Raw genomic sequence first — 17,779 nt, 5'->3', positions numbered from 1 at the left:
TACCGCCGGTGAACGGGGCGCGTGTGCCTGACCGTGGACCCATGACGACGTTCACCGCACGCCCCATAGACCCGACGGCCCTGAAGGAGCTGCGCTCCGCTGACGACGCGGGCCGCCCCATGACCGCCGTGACCGACGACGAGGGCGGCGCCCCGTTGCGCTGCTGCCTGCGCCGAAGCGCCCCAGGAGAGCGGATCGCCCTCGTCTCGTACGCGCCCCTGCGCCGCTGGGCGGCGGAGACGGGCGCCGAGCCGGGGGCGTACGACGAACAGGGGCCGGTCTTCATCCACGCCGACGGGTGTCCGGGGCCTGAGGGCGACGGCTACCCGTTCGCCAACGCCCACCGCACCGTCCGCCGGTACTCGGCCGAGGGGCACATCCTCGGCGGACGCCTGGTCGAGGACCCGGCCACCCTTGATGCGGCCTTCGCGGAGGCCTTCGCTGATCCCGAGGTGGTCCTCGTCCATGTGCGGGCCGTGGAGTATGGCTGTTTCCTCTACGAGGTGCGCGCGCTTGCGCCGGAGCGGTTGCTGCGGCCGATCGGCTCGGTGCCGCGGCAGCGCATGGCCGAGAGCAACGCGGCGCTGCGACGGCATCTGGCGCTGTGAGAGCGAAAAGAGGGGGCGCCCACCGCTGATCACCGGTGGGCGCCCCCTCTTTCACCATGTCGCCTACGCGCTCAGTTCAGCCGCCACCAGCTCCGCGATCTGCACCGCGTTCAGGGCCGCGCCCTTGCGGAGGTTGTCGCTGGAGACGAACAAGGCCAGGCCGTTGTCCACCGTCTCGTCGCGGCGGACGCGGCCGACGTACGACGGGTCCTTGCCGGCCGCCTGGAGCGGGGTCGGGATGTCGGTGAGGACCACGCCCGGCGCGTCCGCCAGTAGCTCCTGGGCGCGCTCGACGCTCAGGGGGCGGGCGAAACGGGCGTTGACCTGGAGGGAGTGGCCGGAGAAGACCGGGACGCGGACACAGGTGCCGGAGACCTTCAGGCCCGGGATCTCCAGGATCTTGCGGGACTCGTTGCGGAGCTTCTGCTCCTCGTCGGTCTCGTTCAGACCGTCGTCGACGAGGTTGCCGGCCAGCGGCAGCACGTTGAAGGCGATCGGGCGCTTGTAGACCTGCGCCTCGGGGAAGTCGACCGCCTCGCCGTCGTGGGTGAGCTTGTCGGCGTCGGCGATCACCTTCTGCGCCTGGCCGTGCAGCTCCGCGACGCCCGCGAGGCCCGAGCCGGACACGGCCTGGTAGGTGGCGACGACCAGGGCCTCCAGGCCGGCCTCGGCGTGCAGCGGCTTCAGCACCGGCATCGCGGCCATCGTCGTGCAGTTCGGGTTGGCGATGATGCCCTTGGGGCGGTTGGCGATCGCGTGCGGGTTCACCTCGGACACCACCAGGGGGACGTCCGGGTCCCGGCGCCAGGCAGAGGAGTTGTCGATCACGACGGCGCCCTGGGAGGCGACCTTCTCGGCCAGCGCCTTGGAGGTCGCGCCGCCCGCGGAGAACAGGACGATGTCCAGGCCGGTGTAGTCGGCGGTCGCCGCGTCCTCCACCGTCACGCCGTCCAGCACGGTGCCCGCCGAGCGGGCCGAGGCGAACAGGCGCAGCTCGTCCACCGGGAAGTCGCGCTCCACGAGGATCCTGCGCATGACCGTGCCGACCTGACCGGTGGCTCCGACGATTCCGACCCTCACGGCGACTCCTCTGTCTCGTCTTCTACGTACGTTCTGCCTGGCCGAGGCATTCCCATCATGCGGCCGACCCGGGCCCACCTGTCCAATTCTTTGCCCGGAAGCCCGTCAGCGGCCCGAGGAAAGGGACGACCGGACAGGGAAGCCGGTTACGGACCTTCGGTCTGGACCGCGCTGAGCTGCAGATATTCATTTTGCGCCGGGCCCGCGCCGCAAGCTCGCCTGCCCCTCTCCGCCCCCGCCACACGGGGTGTGACCTACAGCACCGCGCGGGCATGAGGAAGGGCGGGCGTCCGTGCACCACGGACGCCCGCCCCCACGCCGTAACGGCTACTGCGTGACCTTCTCGATCTTCATGCTGCCGGCGCCCGCGACCGTGCCGCGCGCGTTCACCAGCTGGACCTGGCCGAAGAACTCACGCCCCTCGGGCGCCACCGCCGCCGCGGTGGCCGAGCCGGTGACCGTCGCCGAGTCACCCGTGCCGAGCTTCACCGGCGCCGAGTCGTCGACCGTGACCGTGCCGAGCGTGGACGCGAAGAACACGTCCTGGTAGTCGTACGCGGTCGAACCCGACGGAACCGAGTAGCCCACGACCGCGATGGTGTACGTCCCGGCGGCGGGGGAGTCGAGGTGCACGGCCTCCTCCGAGTCGCCGTCGGCGGACTGGCCCACCACGGTGCCGGCGGCGTTCTTCACCGTCAGGTCGAGGTCGGCGGCGTTGTCCGAGACGCCGCCGATGACGACGTCCAGGGACGCGGCGCCCTCGGGCACCGCCACGGTGGTGGTCTGCGTGGCGCCCTGGGCGATGGTCGGCCGCGCGTTCTTGGCGGAGCCGAGCGGACCGCCGACCAGCTTGCCGTCGAGGGCCGCGTAGTGGTTCGTCACCTTCCAGGAGGCCGGGGCCGGGGTGCCGACCTTGGCCTCGGGCACGGTCACGGTCTCCGGGTCGAAGGCCGCGCCGAGCACACTGACGTCCAGCTTGTACGGGTTGTCGAGCAGCGGCGACGTACGGCGCGCCTCGACCTCGATCTCCCACACACCGGCCTGCGGGTCGGCGTACGACCGCACGTCGGGCCGGCAGCCGTTGCCGTTCAGGTAGTTGTTGTAGCAGTTCGGCGTGGAGGTGCTGTCGACCGGAGTGCCGTACGGGTGGATCGCGATGAACCGCGTCTGGCTCTTGTCGGCCAGCCCGCCGATCGCGACCTCCAGCGCCTTCGCGCCCTCGGGCACGGTCACGAAGTACGACCGCGTGCTGTTGCGCTGCACCGAGTCCGACGCGGCGTACGTGTACTTGACCGGCGCCGAGACGGCCACCGTCGACAGGATCTGCTGGTCGACGCCCTCGGTCGCCGGGTCGTCGACCTCCAGGATCGCGCTCTTGAGGCCGGCCGAGCGCGGAGCGGCCTCGACCTGGACGGTCACCGGCTGGTTCAGCGGCAGCCGCACCTCGTCGGAGCCGACGATCCGGAAGGTGTCGCCGGCGTTGTTCTCGAAGTGCAGCTCGTGGCGGATCGCCTTGTCGGTGCCGGACGTACGCGTGATGGTGATGTCGTACGTCTTCTTGTCACCGGCCTTGAGCCCGCCCTCGCGGTCGTACAGGCCCGTGCCGAAGCCCGGCGTCTTCAGGCCGGAGTCGAGAGCGGTGTCGACCGGCGCCTTCACGGTGTAGTCGTGGGCGGTGGCGCCGTCCTTGATCGCGTCCCAGGCGTCCACGATGTCGATCAGGCCCGCGCCCTCCTCGTACGCCTGCACGCCCTTGATGGGGTCGGCGGTCGAGGTGAGGGCGGTGCGCAGGTTCGCCGGGGTGAGGTCGATGCCCTTCTGCTTCGCCGCGCTCAGCAGCAGCGCCGAGGCGCCCGCGGCCTGCGGGGAGGCCATCGAAGTGCCCTGGAGCATCGAGTAACCGGCGGGCAGCGCGTACCCCGCCTCGGCGACCGGGGAGCCCGGCAGCCAGGTCTGCGTGGAGTTGATGGACGCACCGGGCGCGCTCAGCGTCGGCGTGAAACCGCCGTCCTCCCGCGGACCGCGCGAGGAGAACGGCATCATCGCGTACGACTTCTCCACCCGGGAGCCGTAGTTGGACGCCCAGGTCTCCTTGGAGATGGCCGCGCCGACCGAGATGACCCTGTCGGCCAGACCGGGGTCGCCGATGGTGTTGGCGCCGGGGCCGGAGTTGCCCGCGGAGATGACGAGCTGGACGCCGTACGTGTCGATCAGCCGCTTGTACAGCGCCGCGCGCGCGTTGTTCCCGTCGTTCAGCGCCGGCAGACCGCCGATGGACATGTTGACGATGTCGACACCGCGCTTGGTGACGAGGTCGATCATGCCCTCGGTGAGCGCGATGTTGGTGCAGCCGCCCGACCAGGTGCAGGCACGCGAGGAGACGAGCTTCGCGCCGGGAGCCGCGCCGTTCATCCGCCCGCCGAACAGGCCGTTGGCGGAGGTGATGCCGGCGACGTGCGTCCCGTGCTCGGACTCGATGACACCGATGTTGACGTAATCGGCCTTGTCACCGGCCGAGTTGAAGACGACGTCCTTGCGGATCTCGACCACGAACGGCTGGCGCTCGACGACGTCCGTCGACGGGTCGTCGGTGCCGAAGTAGCCGACCTGGAAGCCGTCCTTGTACGGCTTCAGCGGCTCCTCGTCGGTGAAGTCGAGGTCGTCGTCGAGGTCGACGCGCACGGTGCCGGAGGCCGCGTCGTACAGCACGCCCCAGGCGTCCTTGGTGTCGCCGTCGCGGTTCGCGTCGCCCTTGGCGTCGCCGCCGGCGGTGACGGACTCGCGGAAGTAGTTGAACTTGTAGTCGCCCTCAGGGACCTTGAAGGTCTCGGTGCCCTGGTCGGCCGTGGAGCTGGTGAACGACGGACCGGAGGCCGAGGTGGTCATCCGCCGCCAGGTGAGGTCACCGTCGGCGACCGGGTCGGTGGCGGTGACCCAGTCGACGATCTTCCGTTCACCGGTCGTCGTCTTCTGCAGCGCCGGGTGACCCAGGTCGACACCGGAGTCCAGGATGCCGATGGTGACGCCGCGGCCGTCCGCCTTCGGGTGCTCCTTCACGAAGTCGACGGCGCCCGTCTCGAAGGACGGGTTGTACGGGTTCTCGGCGGGGGTGTCCTTGCCGGGCGCGGGGTAAGTCGTCGTACCCGACGCCGACTTGGCGCCCTCCGCGTTCGGCGCCGGGTCGTCCAGCGGGATCTCCTGGCGCAGGTCGATGCCCTGCACGGAGGAGAGCTTCGCGGCGGCGGCGATGGCCGCGTCCGCCTTCGCGGTCGGCACGGTGGCACGGACGTAGCCGACCTTGTCGAAGGTACGGCCCACCAGGCCGCCCTTGACCGCGTCGAGCTGGTCCGCGACCTGCTCGGTCTGGCCGGGCGCGGTGGCGACCATCATCGTGACGGTCTTGTCGCCCTCGGCCTTCGCCTCGGCGAGCAGGTCGGCGTCGTTTGAACCCAGCTTGTACTGGGACGACTTGACGCCCGGGTCGGCCGTCGCGGGTCCGGAGTCGCCCGCCGCGACGGCCAGGGGTATCGGCCCGGCGGCCGCGAGCGCGGCCACCACGCCGGCAGCCACGGCGATCCGGACCGCGCGTCTCGGACCCGGTATCGGGTCGCTGCTGGAGGTGAGGGTCATCGGCATCCCTTGAAGTGAAGGTGCGTTCTGCACGGCACGTCCGTCCGTCCGGGCGCCGAGGGGCCGAAGCGCCGACGCCGGACGGTCGCTCAGCTTTACCCAAGGAGGAGAAGTTTGGGGAGAGTTGACCGTGGCGGGATGGAGCCATGGCGTACTTCCGCCATAGAGCGCGCGAGGCCGCCGGTGAACCGGCGATTTCCCCTTGGGCGGGCGCGCCCCGCATCTCCGGCCTGCACCGGGTGCCGCTCGTCGACGCCGCCCTCAGGGCTGTGGCGCGAACGGCCAGCCGCCGGACGGCCGGCCACGGGACGGCCGTTGGGCTGAGGGCCCTCTCGTACCCCCGCGGATGAACACCGAGTGACGGTCCTCCGGCGGCTCACCATCCGCTTCATGGCCGCATCCCCGTGCCATGGCCGACGTCGGGTGATCGGCGCCGCCTGTTGCGATCTCGTTCACGCACAGGTCATTCCCGGTGCCAACGATCCACAGGAAGCGGGAAGTTAGCGACCGCGACCGCCCGCGACCACTGCCGACGCGTTCGCACCCGGGGAGATCGCGCCATGCCGCGCACACGCTCTGTCGACACCTCCGACGACACCTCCGCGCCGCGGGTCCACCGCCGCACCGTCCTCGCCGCCGCCGGGGCGGTGGCCGCCTCCGCGGGCGTCGGCTACGCCCTGCGCCCGGCCGACGGCCAGGCCGCCCCCGCCCACGCCGCGTCCGAGGCGCCCGTGGCCTCCTCGCGCAAGGTTCCGGCGCCCCTCGTCCCCTACACCAAGGGCACGACCCTCGCCTCGGTCGCCGCCCCGCTCAGCAGCTCCGGCTACCGGCGCCTCGGCGCCGGCCCCGGCTGGCAGCGCGTCGTGCGCGGCGAACTGACCGCGCCCAAGGCGGGCCGCGCCAGGCGCCGTACCGCACTCGCGGCGTTCGTGCAGTTCACCGACCTGCACCTGATGGACGTCCAGCACCCCCTGCGCTGGGAGTTCTTCCGCTCCTGCGACCCGCACGCCTGGCGTCCGCAGGAGGCGCTCACCGTGCCCGGCGCCGTCTCGCTCGTCGAGCGGGTCAACGCCCTGCGCGGCGCGCCCGTCACCGGCTCCCCGCTCCACTTCGTCATGACCACGGGCGACAACACCGACAACAACGCCCACCTCGAACTCGAGTGGTTCATGAAGGTCATGAGCGGCGGCCGCATCACCCCCAACTCCGGTGACCGGCGGCACTACGAGGGCGTCCAGAACAGCGACCTGAAGCAGTACTGGCAGCCCGACTCCTCCCTGCGCGACAGCGACAAGGCGCTCGGCTTCCCGCACCTGCCCGGCTTTCTGGCCGCCGCCGTCCGCGAGGTCCGTAGCCCCGGCCTCAACCTGCCGTGGTACTCGACCGTCGGCAACCACGACTCGCTCCCGCTCGGCTGCTACGGCCCCCGTGACTCCTACTTCGCCGAGTTCGCCGTCGGCGGCAAGAAGCTGATGACGCTGTCCGAGCCCGAGGCGGCGAAGCTGCAGAAGGCCATGAAGAACGCCACGGACCCGCACGGCACCGACTTCCGCGACATGCTCAAGGCGCACACCCGGCAGATGCGGTCCGTCACCCCCGACGAGTCCCGTGCCCCGTACACCCCGTCCGACTACCTCAAGGCCCACCTGAACCCGGCCTACGCCGGACGCGGCCCGGTCGGCCACGGCTACTCGGCTGCCAACCTGGAGGCGGGCACCCAGTACTACGCCTTCCGCATCTCCGACGACGTCATCGGCATCAGCCTCGACACGACCGACCCCGGCGGCCACTACGAGGGCTCCATCGGGACGGCCCAGTTGAAGTGGCTGGAGCAGACCCTGCGCGACAACCAGGACGCGTACGCCGTCGTCTTCAGCCATCACACGAGCAAGTCCATGGACAACACGCGCACCGACCCGCGCCGCCCGGGGGAGCTCCGGCACACCGGCGACGAGCTGGTCGCCGCGCTCGCCCGCCACGAAAACGTACTGGCCTGGGTGAACGGCCACATGCACAAGAACGTCATCACCCCGCACACCGGCGCCGAGGACGGCCACTCCTTCTGGGAGATCTCCACCGCCTCCCACGTGGACCATCCCCAACTCGCCCGCGTGATCGAGCTGGTGGACAACAAGGACGGCACACTGTCCCTGTTCACGACGCTGATCGAGTCCGCGGCTCCCCACCGCACGGACTTCGCGGACCTCTCCCAGACGGGCCTGGCGGCGCTGTACCGGGAGCTCTCCTTCAACGCCCCGGGCGCCAAGTCTCTGGCGGGGGAGCCGGGGGACCGGAACACGGAGTTGGTGCTGAGGAAGCGCTGACTGACCTGCTGACCTTACGGCTGGAGTATGGGCAGGTCGGGTCAATACGCACTCCAGCCACGGCCGCTGTGGCGTGCGGGTTTGCCTGAGGCCGGCGGGTCCTGCTTCTCTCGGCGCTCTTCCTCGATCTCCTGACGCTGAGCATCGAGGAAACGTCGGGCTCCGGCTTGCTGGCTCTCTCGTTCTTCCGGTGTCATGTGCTCCCACGCCTCCCGGAAGGTGCGAGTGCGCTCCCCGAGAGCCTCGGCGTAGGCGGGGACCCGCAGAGCCTCACGCAGCCCAATTCGACCGGAGAGGATTTCCTTGGACATTTCCTGCAGCACCTCGCCGGCGCCGCCGCCCGCCAGTTGCTGCAATTGCTTGCGAAGGGCGCGAGCCTGAGCCTGGTCCCGAGTGGAACTCTCAAATTCCGCGTCACTCACCGCAGAATCCGGATTACTGTCGTGGCGGTCCATCGCTGGTTCCATCCTTGCTCCGGGACGCGGTCAGGCCACGGCGTTGTCGTACGCTTCCGCAGGCAGTCGAAAGTCACGGAGTTTGCCGGCCAGTTCGCCACCGACCGACTCCGTGACGCCCATAGCACCGTTGACAATCAACTGAGCATTGTTGATCATTTTGGTGGCATCACCCCACAGCTCGATGATTCGAAGGATCTCGAATCCGGCAAGGCCGTAGCCGACTGCCGCGCCCCAGCCGGTCCAAGAGGTCAACGTGCCAGCGGCAGCCGAGATTGCCGCCGTGGCAGCGGCATCGCCGATCTGGCCAAGGATCGCGCCGACTCCCTCTGCTGTGGACCACACGCCATGCGACACGATGCCGTACTGAGTACTCAGAGCGCTGAGGTCAGCCTGCAGTTCATCACAACGCTCGGCCAGAGCCTTGAAGTAGTTGAAGGCAGCATCCGCGGCATTGCCGTCCCAGGTGGCGTCGAGCTCACGATTGCCGGCGTTGATGTTCTCGGAAATGTCGGCACACATCTTGCCCAGGCTTTCCCAAACCTCGCCGCACTTCGCGTACGCTGCCCAATCGCCGGCCAAGTACTCCTTGGCCTTGTCCAGAGGGTTGTATCCCGTAGACGCCTTGATGATCTCATTCACCCAGTACGTCGGGCTGACGAGGTCGCTTGCGTCGTTCAGCACTTTCAAGGGGCTGTGAAAATCCGCAGGATTCTCGGGCGCCTTGAGTCGACCGGTTGGTTCAGTTACGTCCGTGAAAGCCATGTTGCGTCCTCAACGTTTCGACGGAGGCTGGACAGCGTCCACCTTGGCTGCTTCGGCTTGGTCGGTATCCCGGTAGTAGCCCGCGGACCTGACGAGCTCCCGGGACGACGCGTCGAGAAGTGAGTGCAGTCGGTCGAACACGTCCGCCACGTCGGCGCGCAGGGAATCGTGAAAATCAAATGGCCGGGTGAAAAGTCCCTGGTCCTGGGTAGATATTTCGCTGTGACGGTTGAGGTACGCCTTTCCCTGCAGCGCGTCCTGTCCAGCGCGATCGATCATCTTTCCGTAGGCTTCGAGATCGTCTGGAACTACCTTGAATCCCATGGTTCTCCGCATAGTTCAGCCGGTGTCGGCGCAAGCGCCCTCTCCGTATAGGGTAGTTGCATGCGTATGCCCGGGAGCGAAAACCCCCATACCACGGACGGCAAGGACGACCCCAACCGCATGATCTACGTGTCTGCGCTGGTCGCCGGAGTCCTCTTCGCCCTGGGGTACTGGGCGACCTTGCTGGTTGCGATCTTCACTGGTGACTTCACCTTCGGCGGTCTGCTTGTCACGGTGCTGGTCTCGGCGAGCGCTGGACTCGGTCTCGCGGGGTGGCGGCGGCAGAGGGTCTCCCTCAGCTGGGCAGCGCTCGCACTGCTGTTGACTGCGATGGCGTTGAGCCAGGCCGTCGCCAGCTGATCCGAGGCGTATCGGGGGAGTAGTTGGTAGGCGAGGCCGCCGATAATGATCAGTGCCAACACCCCATAAAAAATCGCCTTGCGCTGCCTGTCCCGTGCCGCGCCCTCATCCGTGTTCAGCTCGTGTTCCCGTACACGGCGCATCATCTCGCGCCGCTCCTTAGGCGTTGCTGACGGCCAACGCCGTTGCATTTCTTCACGGGTGAGCGGAGTGTCCTGTGGGTTATCCATGCCCGACAGGCTATCGGGGCGCCATCTACGGATACCGGCTTCCGTATTCGGGCTGCTGGTTGACCTGGCCGTACTGGTTGACCTGGCTCTGCTCCGCCGCCCGGCGCTTCGCGCGCAGGACCAGAAGCAGGGGTACGCCGATCACGATGAGCAGACCGAGAACTCCGAGCGCGCTGAGCGCGATGATCGAGTTGGTGGTCAGGCCGCCGCTCGAATCATCGGACGTGGAGGACGCTGCCGGGGGCTGGGCTGCGGGCATGGTCAGTGGGCCGTTCTTGGAGCCGGCCGGGATGTTCTGCTGAAGGGCGGCGAGGGGGCGGATGTAGCCGTAGCCGTACTTCTGGTCGGGGAGCTTCAGGCCCTTGGCCGAGGCGGGGAGGCCGGCGGTCTTGGTGAGGCGGTTGACGATCTGGCCCGCGGTGAGGTCGGGGAACTTCTCGCGCAGCAGGGCGCAGGCGGCGGAGACGTAGGCGGTGGCGTCGGAAGTACCGTCGCCCATGCGGTAGCCGTTCGAGTCCGCCTTAGCCGAGACGACGCGGTAGCCAGGGGCCGTCAGCAGGAGGTTTGCGCCGGAGTTGGACTTCTCCCAGAACTCGTTGGACTTCTTGACGGCGCCGACGCTCACCACGCCTGGATAACTGGCCGGGTAGAAGGCGGCTTCGGAGCCGCTCTTCCCGTCGTTGCCCGCCCCCGCCACGACGATCACATTGTGCTGAAGCGCGTACTGAATCGCCTCTCGTTCCGCGCCGCCAGGGGCTGGCGTAGGGCCACCCTGGGAGATGTTGATGACCGATGCACCGTGGTCCACCGCGTACCTGATCGACGAGGCGAGGCCGCCCCACCGGCCGCCTTCGTCACGCAGGGGCAGGATTTTTGCCTGGGGAGCGAGTCCCTTCACGCCGTCAGCGCCGTTGGCGCCGTGGCCGTGGCCAGCGATCACGCCGGCCATGGCTGTTCCGTGATCTTCGCCTGTGACAGGCGAGGCGTCGGAGTCCCCGTCCATGAAGTCCTTGCCCGGGAGGACGTTGCTCTTCAGGTCGGGGTGGGAGGCGTCAACGCCGTCGTCGATCACGGCTACAGTGACGCCCTTGCCCGTCGCGACATTCCAGACCGCCTCGGCGTCAAGGGCGCGGAGCGGCCACTGGTCGTTCCTCACCTGGTCCGCCGATGCAGGGGACGCGGTGGCGAAGAGCAGTGCTCCCACCGCTGCTGTACTGCCTGCCATGCGCAGCGTCCGCGTGAGGCCCATGCCGTGTATCCCTCTTTCGTCCCGCCGGGCGGGGCCTGCGCAGTGGATCACGCGAGCCCCGTTTCTGTACTGCTTCCGCGCTGCCGCGTTCGTGCCTACTCGATGACCCGCGGGGTTGTGTCGTCCCGCTTCGGCACCCAGGTCTCCTCGTCCTCGACGAGGTAGTCCGGAACTGCCTTACTGTCCTTCGCCTTCCTGTCACGACCCTTGCCGACCGCGCCAGCATGCCCGGAGCCCGACAGGCCCGCCGCTCTGCGGCCCTCATTCGTGCCACCGCGGCTGCCGTGCAGACCAGAACCGGCCCGGGTTCCGGGGGAGGAGGTGCCTTCAGGCTCGCCCATTACCCCGCCCTTCGAACGGGCCAGAGGGCCGCGGCCACCGGACTGTTTACCGGCTCCGGTACCTCCCACCGCCCCTGCTCCCACACCGCCCATGCCCGAACGGCCGTTGCTTGTCGCAGAGCCTGCACCGGGGGCAGTGACACCACGTGCTGAGCCAGTTGCAGGGCCGCCGGGTGCGCCCGGGAAACCGCCACCTGCTCCAGATCCCGTGCCCGCGCCGCCTGCTCGGCCACTGTCTGCCCCCGCGCCGCCTCCAGGGCCAGTCCCACGGGGCGTGGCGGTCGCAAGGCCGTCCACATCCGTACCGACGCCGGAGGGCGCGGGCACCTTGGAAGGGGAACCGGTACCTGCACCGGCAACGTGGTTGGGGTTGTTGGGAGACGTCGTGATGGTGGACCGGCCAGAGCCGCTCGACGCAGCGTTGCTGGCAGAAGTCCGGCCCATCAGCCTAGGGCCGTTTCCGGTCGGGATCGCGACGATCGGCATCGGCACAGTGCCTCCGGGATCACCGGGGTAGTCGTGGCCCTCGTCAACCTTCCTGATGTTCCATGACCCCATGGCCCTGGCCTGCGACGCGTACGCCGCCCCCAGTTCCTCCATCTTCGCGGCCATCCTCAGCTGGGCCTCCTTGCCCGCCGAGAGGTCGTCGTCGTTGCGGTCCAGGGATTCCTGGGCGGACATCCCGGCACGCCGGTCCGCGTCGTAGCCGCTGTCGTCGTGCATGAAGCCGTCCGCGATGAAGTCACCCGCGCTGGCCAGCGTCCCCGGCTTCTCCATGTTGTCGACCGCGGTCTTGATGGTTCCGAGCACCGTGGCCGCGTTCTGCATCGCGGTGGAGGTGTAATCGGCGTACACGGCGCCGTCCTGCATCTTCTTCGCGATGACCTCGGCCTGCTCCTTGAACCGGTCGGCGGCGTCGCCCTCCCAGTGCTCCAGGACCCCGTACACCGCTTGCAGGAAGTCGTGCCGGGCCCCGCCGCCACCCTCCTTGCCGCCCACCAGGTCATGCTTGACCTTGAGCCAGCCCTGCGCCACGTCGTGGACCTCGCCCGGCTTCGCGTTGATGACCATGGCCTTCATCTGGTCCATGTCCAGATCCGCGAACGGCGTCGTGGCCTTCTCGTTGAAGCACATCCCCGCCGGGACGTACTCGTACGTGTAGCCGTCGTCGCTCTTCTTCCCGCCCGAGCTCATGCCGTGCCCCCGCCCGACAGCGCCGCCTTGATCTCCGCTTCCTGGTCCTGGTACGCGCCGTGCGTCTTTTTCGTCTTCGTCCCGAACTCATCCATCAGGCCATGGATGTGGGCGACGATGTCTTCGAGGTGCTGCTTCATCTCCGTGTGCGCCAGGTGGAGATCGTTCGCCTCAGCGAAGTCCGCGCTGCCCAGTGCGCCGGGCGGCAGGTACGTCTGGTAGCGCGCGTTGGAAGAGGTGTTGCCCAGATTCGAAATAACCTCGTTGAGTTGTCTGAGCACATCCTCCAGCGCGCTCAGATCGACGCTGTACTCTCCGCTCGCCACCGCGAGTGCCCCCTGTCCCCGTACGGCTGATAGCGCGAGCAACTCTATCGGCGCGCGGCAGTCCGCACACAGCGTCACGCGTCACATCTGGCCCGTACGCGAGGAGGGGCCGCCATACCGGATCCGTACCCGATACGGCGGCCCCTCCTCGCCCCCCTGACGCCTCCCGGCCCCTCACGACCGAGGCAACACCACGACATACGCCGCGGGCTCGCGGCCGCCCGCCGCCATCAGTGCCGTCCGGACCACCGCCGCCTGCTGCTCCATCGCGTTGCGCAGCTTCTTCGGGGTCGTGTGCACGACCGTGATGCCCAGGCGCTCCAGGTGTTCCCGCTTGCGCGCGTATTCCGACCACAGGGCGTCCTCGTCCTGGCGCGGAGCCCGTGTGTCCAGCTCCAGGGCCACCGCCTGCTCGGGCCAGTACGCGTCCAGGCCGCCGAGGTGTGGTCCGCCCGGCAGGCGCAGGTCCACGTTCCACACCGGTTCCGGGAGGCCGTACCCGCGCACCATCTCGTACAACCGGTCCTCCGCGATCGCCCTTCCCTCGGCCAGCAACGCATCCACCGCGTCCACCACATGCGGCCGGGACAGAAGCTTGGCCTGGTTCAACGCCCTTACCACCGACGCGGGTTCGCAGTGGCCCGCGCGTACCGCCTCCGTCAGCAGCCGCCGTACCGTCTCCGCGTCCGACAACTGCCGTACCGCGTCGGCCAGGGCGCGCGGGACGGGGGCCACCGGCAGGCCGGTCACCTGGCGCGGGGTGGGCATCGCCGGGGTGCGCACGACGCGCACGCCGGACGTGGAGCGCAGCCGGCGGGCGCGGGGGACCAGGACGTCGATGCGGTCCAGCGTCAGCAGCGAGGGCGACGAGGCGAAGCCGTGCAGGGTCAGGGCCGCGAGGCCGGTGACCATCGCCTCCGGGAACGCCGGACGGTGCGGACCCTCCGCGCGCGCCTGGGACGGGACCGTCGATGCCGGTTCGCGTGCCGCGTACAGCAGCGCCGCGTGCAGCCGTTCCTCGCTCGTCGGCGGCCCTGGGTGCAGCAGGATCACACCGGGCAGGACCTGCTGCCAGGAGCCACCGGGGCGGCACTGGGCGTCCAGCTCGGCCGGCGGGACACCGTGGGAGCGGAGCTGGGCCCGCGTCAGGACGCGGCGGTGGGTCTCGGCGAGGTGGTGCAACGGGCGGGGCGAGAGCGGGGTGTTGTGGGTCATGACCCCCCGATTCCCGCCCCTGATTCCCTCCGTAACCGCTGTTACACGCTCGTCGACGAATGCGGACAAGGCGGGGCTAAAGGACGGGTGTTCGGATGCCGAGTAGGCAGAGAAAACCCCTGGTCCGTTGTAGTGAGGACCAGGGGTTACGGCGCTTATTGGCTGGATTTCGTAACGGTCACCGACCGCCCGAGCCTTGGCCAAAGATGCCGTCCGTCATCGGTCATCCGGCCGCCGCGTCGCACTCCTGTGCCCGCAGCGCCCGTGCGAGATCGTCCCGCGCCTCCAGCACCAGCCGGCGCAGCGCCGGGGCCGCGTCCTCGTGGGCGGTCAGCCACGCGTCCGTCGCGTCCAGCGTCGCCTGGCTGTCCTGGAGCGAGGGGAACAGGCCCCGTACCACATCCATGCCGATCTGGATCGACCGCTCGGTCCACACCCGCTCGATCGCGGCGAAGTACTTCTCGGCGTACGGTGCCGTCAGCGCGCGCTGCGATGCCTGCTGGAAGCCCGCGATGGTCGCCTCGACCAGGGCGTTGGACAGGGCGTCCGACTCCACCACCTGGGCCCACGCCTGCGCCTTCACCGCCGCCGAGGGGCGGGCGGCCAGGCAGCGGACCTGGTGGCGCTTGCCGGAGGCCGTGTCGTCACGGGCCAGCTCCGCGGCCAGCACCCGCTCGTCCACCACGCCGTGAGCGGCCAGCGGCTCCAGGAACGCCCAGCGCAGCTCCTGGTCCATCTCCAGACCGTCGATCTTCGCCGTGCCCTCCAGCAGACCGCCGAGCAGCTGGAAGTCCGCCTCGCCGGACGCCACCGCGGCGAAGAAGCGCGCCCAGGCCAGCTGGTGCTCGCTGCCCGGCTCGGCCTCGCGCAGCTCGCGCAGCGCGCCCTCCGCCAGCAGCCGCTCGCCGGTCTCCCGCCAGGCGGGCGCCGCGTAGTGCACCAGCGCCGAGTTCGCCCACGCGTGCAGCATCTGGAGCACGCCGATGTCCGACTCGCCGCCCGCGAACCGCAGCACCAGGCCGACGAAGTCCCGCGCCGGCAACAGAGCGTCGCGCGTCATGTTCCACAGCGCGGACCAGCACAGGGCCCGCGCGAGGGGATCGGTCAGCTCACCCAGGTGATCGCGCAGGGTCGCCAGCGACGTCTCGTCGAAGCGGATCTTGCAGTACGTCAGGTCGTCGTCGTTGACCAGGACCAGCTCGGGCGCCTCGGCGCCGGCCAGCTCCGCCACGATCGTGCGAGGACCGTCGACGTCGGCCTCCACGCGCGCGTAACGCTCCAGCGCGCCCTCGCAGTTCCGCCGGTACAGGCCCACCGCCACCCGGTGCGGGCGCAGTTCGGGGTAGGACTCCGGCGCCTCCTGGAGCACGGCCAGCTCGGCCACCCGGCCCTCGGAGGTCAACAGCACCTGCGGGGTCAGGGAGTTGACGCCCGCCGTCTGGAGCCAGGAGCGAGCCCACGCGGCAAGGTCCCGGCCGCTGGTCTCCTCCAGCGCCGACAGCAGGTCACCCAGGCGCGTGTTGCCGTACGCGTTGCGCTTGAAGTAGCGCCGGGCGCCCTCGAGGAACGCGTCCTGGCCGACGTACGCCACCAGCTGCTTGAGCACCGAGGCGCCCTTGGCGTAGGTGATGCCGTCGAAGTTGAGCTTGGCGTCCTGCAGATCGCGGATGTCGGCGGTGATCGGGTGCGTCGAGGGCAGCTGGTCCGCGCGGTAGGCCCACGCCTTGCGGCGGTTGGCGAAGGTGATCCACGCGTCGGCGAACCGGGTCGCGCCGACGTTGGCGAACGTGCCCATGAAGTCCGCGAAGGACTCCTTCAGCCACAGGTCGTCCCACCACTCCATGGTGACCAGGTCGCCGAACCACATGTGCGCCATCTCGTGCAGGATGACGTTGGCCCGCGCCTCGTACGACGCCTGCGTCACCTTGCCGCGGAAGATGTACTCCTCGCGGAAGGTCACGAGCCCCGGGTTCTCCATCGCGCCGAGGTTGTACTCGGGCACGAACGCCTGGTCGTACTTCCCGAACGGGTACGGGTAGTCGAAGTGCTCGTGGAAGAAGTCCAGGCCCTGCTTGGTGATCAGGAAGACGTCGTCCGCGTCGAAGTACGGCGCGAGCCCCTTGCGGCACATCGCGCCCAGCGGGATCTCCAGCTTCGTGCCGTCCTCCAGCACGCGCTCGTAGGAGTCCGTGACGTAGTGGTACGGGCCTGCCACCACGCAGGTGATGTACGTCGAGATCGGCTTCGTCTCCGCGAACTGCCAGACGCCGTCGACGAGTTCACCGGCGCCGTTGCTCCACACCCGCCAGCCCTCGGGTGCCCGCACCTCGAAGCGGTAGGGCGCCTTGAGGTCAGGCTGCTCGAAGTTCGCGAACACGCGCCGGGCGTCGGCCGGTTCGTACTGCGTGTAGAGGTAGACCTCGCCGTCCTCGGGGTCGACGAAGCGGTGCATGCCCTCGCCGGTGCGGGAGTACGCGCAGTTCGCGTCGACGACCAGCTCGTTCTCGGCGGCCAGGTCCTCCAGGGTGATCCGCGCGCCGTCGAAGACCTCACCGGGGTCGAGGTCCCTGCCGTTGAGGGACACGGCGGTCACGCTCGGCGCGATCAGGTCCGCGAAGCTGGTGGCGCCGGGCTCGTTGCAGCGGAAGCGGATCGTGGTCACCGACCGGAAGGTGCGCGGCTCGGCGGCCTCGTCCCCGACGGCGGAGCGCAGGTCCAGGGACACGTCGCAGCCGTCGACGGACAGCAGTGCGGCCCGCTCCCGGGCCTCGTCGCGGGACAGATTCTCACCGGGCACGGGCGGGTCTCCCTCTTCGGATCAGGACCGGAATCAGGACCGATCCTGCCACGTGCACCTGACACGGAACAGCAGGGAATGAGGGCGCGCGGAGCGGCGTTGTCGCCGACGACGCGTTGCCGGTGTTCCACCCGAGGAGAGACATGACGGACAAGACCCCCGTCGACTTCTGGTTCGACCCGCTGTGCCCCTGGGCCTGGATGACCTCCCGCTGGATGCTGGAGGTGGAGAAGGTCCGGGACGTCGAGGTCCGCTGGCACCTGATGAGCCTCGCGGTCCTCAACGAGGACAAGCTCGACCAGCTCCCCGAGGAGTACCGGGAGATGCTCGAGACCAAGGCGTGGGGGCCGGTCCGCGTGGTCATCGCGGCCGAGCACGAGCACGGTCCGCAGGTGCTCGGCGACCTCTACACCGCGCTCGGCACCCGCATCCACAACCGGGAGGAGGGCCCGGGCAAGGAGACCGTCGCCGCCGCCCTGAAGGATGTCGGCCTGCCCGAGTCGCTCATGGAGCACTGGGACTCCACCCCGTACGAGGCCGAGCTGCGCGCCTCGCACCAGGAGGGCATCGACAAGGTCGGCCAGGAGGTCGGCACCCCGGTGATCGCCCTGCCCGGCCCGGAGGGCGAGGAGATCGCCTTCTTCGGCCCGGTCGTCACCCCCGCCCCCCAGGGCGAGGAGGCCGCCCGGCTGTGGGACGGCACCGTCGCCGTCGCCTCCGTCCCCGGCTTCTACGAGATCAAGCGCACGAGGACGAAGGGCCCGGACTTCAGCAATCTGTGACGGTCACCTGCGACGGTCACCTGTGACGGTCCTGGGCCGCGACAACGTGGGCGAGTTCTGACAAGGCCCCCGCGAGCCACGTGCTCGCGGGGGCCTTCG

13 protein-coding genes and 1 pseudogene are annotated in these 17,779 nt (G+C 69.4%); 4 read left to right on the top strand and 10 right to left on the bottom strand.

All coding sequences use genetic code 11. The annotated features are described in order from the left end of the window. Positions 1–41 precede the first annotated feature (41 nt). A pseudogene (locus QFZ74_RS10895) lies at positions 42–509 on the top strand (DUF1203 domain-containing protein); the annotation flags it as partial. Between the two features lie 162 nt (positions 510–671). Here the strand turns inward: QFZ74_RS10895 and QFZ74_RS10890 are convergent. Further along, the gene (locus QFZ74_RS10890) at positions 672–1,688 is read right to left on the bottom strand and encodes an aspartate-semialdehyde dehydrogenase (protein ID WP_307620608.1); all 1,017 of its coding nucleotides are present in this window, start codon (positions 1,686–1,688) and stop codon (positions 672–674) included. Between the two features lie 327 nt (positions 1,689–2,015). Further along, on the bottom strand, positions 2,016–5,318 hold the full coding sequence (locus QFZ74_RS10885) for a S8 family serine peptidase (protein ID WP_307624110.1): 3,303 nt from the start codon (positions 5,316–5,318) through the stop codon (positions 2,016–2,018). A 560-nt stretch (positions 5,319–5,878) separates the two neighbouring features. Between QFZ74_RS10885 and QFZ74_RS10880 the strand changes: the two genes are divergently transcribed. Next, the gene (locus QFZ74_RS10880) at positions 5,879–7,642 is read left to right on the top strand and encodes a TIGR03767 family metallophosphoesterase (RefSeq protein ID WP_307620607.1); all 1,764 of its coding nucleotides are present in this window, start codon (positions 5,879–5,881) and stop codon (positions 7,640–7,642) included. A 41-nt stretch (positions 7,643–7,683) separates the two neighbouring features. On the opposite strand, the gene QFZ74_RS10875 is transcribed toward QFZ74_RS10880, so the two are convergent. The 3 genes from QFZ74_RS10875 to QFZ74_RS10865 are packed head-to-tail and all read right to left on the bottom strand — an operon-like array spanning position 7,684 to position 9,186. Next, positions 7,684–8,097: a hypothetical protein gene (locus QFZ74_RS10875; RefSeq protein WP_307620606.1), complete on the bottom strand. Its 414-nt coding sequence runs from the start codon at positions 8,095–8,097 to the stop codon at positions 7,684–7,686. A gap of 30 nt (positions 8,098–8,127) precedes the next feature. Then, a complete protein-coding gene (locus QFZ74_RS10870; protein WP_307620605.1) occupies positions 8,128–8,862 on the bottom strand; it encodes a hypothetical protein in 735 nt (244 codons plus the stop codon). Positions 8,863–8,871: 9 nt separating this feature from the next. Further along, complete coding sequence (locus QFZ74_RS10865; RefSeq protein WP_307620604.1) at positions 8,872–9,186, bottom strand: hypothetical protein; 315 nt, start codon at positions 9,184–9,186, stop codon at positions 8,872–8,874. Between the two features lie 60 nt (positions 9,187–9,246). Here QFZ74_RS10865 and QFZ74_RS10860 point away from each other — a divergent pair, with 60 nt between their 5' ends. Then, positions 9,247–9,546, top strand: a complete 300-nt coding sequence (locus tag QFZ74_RS10860) for a hypothetical protein (protein ID WP_307620603.1) — start codon at positions 9,247–9,249, stop codon at positions 9,544–9,546. 255 nt (positions 9,547–9,801) lie between these two features. Here the strand turns inward: QFZ74_RS10860 and mycP are convergent, their stop codons facing one another. The 5 genes from mycP to pepN all read right to left on the bottom strand — a co-directional run bounded on the left by mycP (position 9,802) and on the right by pepN (position 16,898). Then, positions 9,802–11,025: a type VII secretion-associated serine protease mycosin gene (mycP, locus tag QFZ74_RS10855; RefSeq protein ID WP_307620602.1), complete on the bottom strand. Its 1,224-nt coding sequence runs from the start codon at positions 11,023–11,025 to the stop codon at positions 9,802–9,804. A 95-nt stretch (positions 11,026–11,120) separates the two neighbouring features. Beyond that, the gene (locus tag QFZ74_RS10850) at positions 11,121–12,455 is read right to left on the bottom strand and encodes a hypothetical protein (RefSeq protein ID WP_307620601.1); all 1,335 of its coding nucleotides are present in this window, start codon (positions 12,453–12,455) and stop codon (positions 11,121–11,123) included. 101 nt (positions 12,456–12,556) lie between these two features. After that, positions 12,557–12,964, bottom strand: coding sequence for a hypothetical protein (locus QFZ74_RS10845; protein ID WP_307620600.1), 408 nt, complete (start codon positions 12,962–12,964; stop codon positions 12,557–12,559). Between the two features lie 96 nt (positions 12,965–13,060). Continuing rightward, a complete protein-coding gene (locus tag QFZ74_RS10840; RefSeq protein WP_307620599.1) occupies positions 13,061–14,101 on the bottom strand; it encodes a hypothetical protein in 1,041 nt (346 codons plus the stop codon). A gap of 223 nt (positions 14,102–14,324) precedes the next feature. Then, positions 14,325–16,898, bottom strand: a complete 2,574-nt coding sequence (pepN, locus tag QFZ74_RS10835; protein ID WP_307620598.1) for an aminopeptidase N — start codon at positions 16,896–16,898, stop codon at positions 14,325–14,327. Positions 16,899–17,041: 143 nt separating this feature from the next. Here pepN and QFZ74_RS10830 point away from each other — a divergent pair, with 143 nt between their 5' ends. After that, complete coding sequence (locus QFZ74_RS10830; protein ID WP_307620597.1) at positions 17,042–17,680, top strand: DsbA family protein; 639 nt, start codon at positions 17,042–17,044, stop codon at positions 17,678–17,680. Positions 17,681–17,779: the final 99 nt, after the last annotated feature.

This window comes from Streptomyces sp. V3I7, assembly GCF_030817495.1.
Taxonomy (GTDB): Bacteria; Actinomycetota; Actinomycetes; order Streptomycetales; family Streptomycetaceae; genus Streptomyces.
The sequence above is the reverse complement of the archived record's forward strand: the minus strand, read 5'-3'. Positions and strand labels throughout refer to the sequence as shown.

Bases quoted from the DNA above. Each gene is read 5' to 3' on its own strand.
- QFZ74_RS10875 (WP_307620606.1), bottom strand. From the start codon at position 8,097: ATGGACCGCCACGACAGTAATCCGGATTCTGCGGTGAGTGACGCGGAA.
- QFZ74_RS10850 (WP_307620601.1), bottom strand. From the start codon at position 12,455: ATGGACCAGATGAAGGCCATGGTCATCAACGCGAAGCCGGGCGAGGTC.
- QFZ74_RS10860 (WP_307620603.1), top strand. From the start codon at position 9,247: ATGCGTATGCCCGGGAGCGAAAACCCCCATACCACGGACGGCAAGGAC.
- QFZ74_RS10865 (WP_307620604.1), bottom strand. From the start codon at position 9,186: ATGGGATTCAAGGTAGTTCCAGACGATCTCGAAGCCTACGGAAAGATG.
- mycP (WP_307620602.1), bottom strand. From the start codon at position 11,025: ATGGGCCTCACGCGGACGCTGCGCATGGCAGGCAGTACAGCAGCGGTG.
- QFZ74_RS10870 (WP_307620605.1), bottom strand. From the start codon at position 8,862: ATGGCTTTCACGGACGTAACTGAACCAACCGGTCGACTCAAGGCGCCC.
- QFZ74_RS10830 (WP_307620597.1), top strand. From the start codon at position 17,042: ATGACGGACAAGACCCCCGTCGACTTCTGGTTCGACCCGCTGTGCCCC.
- QFZ74_RS10880 (WP_307620607.1), top strand. From the start codon at position 5,879: ATGCCGCGCACACGCTCTGTCGACACCTCCGACGACACCTCCGCGCCG.
- QFZ74_RS10885 (WP_307624110.1), bottom strand. From the start codon at position 5,318: ATGACCCTCACCTCCAGCAGCGACCCGATACCGGGTCCGAGACGCGCG.
- QFZ74_RS10840 (WP_307620599.1), bottom strand. From the start codon at position 14,101: ATGACCCACAACACCCCGCTCTCGCCCCGCCCGTTGCACCACCTCGCC.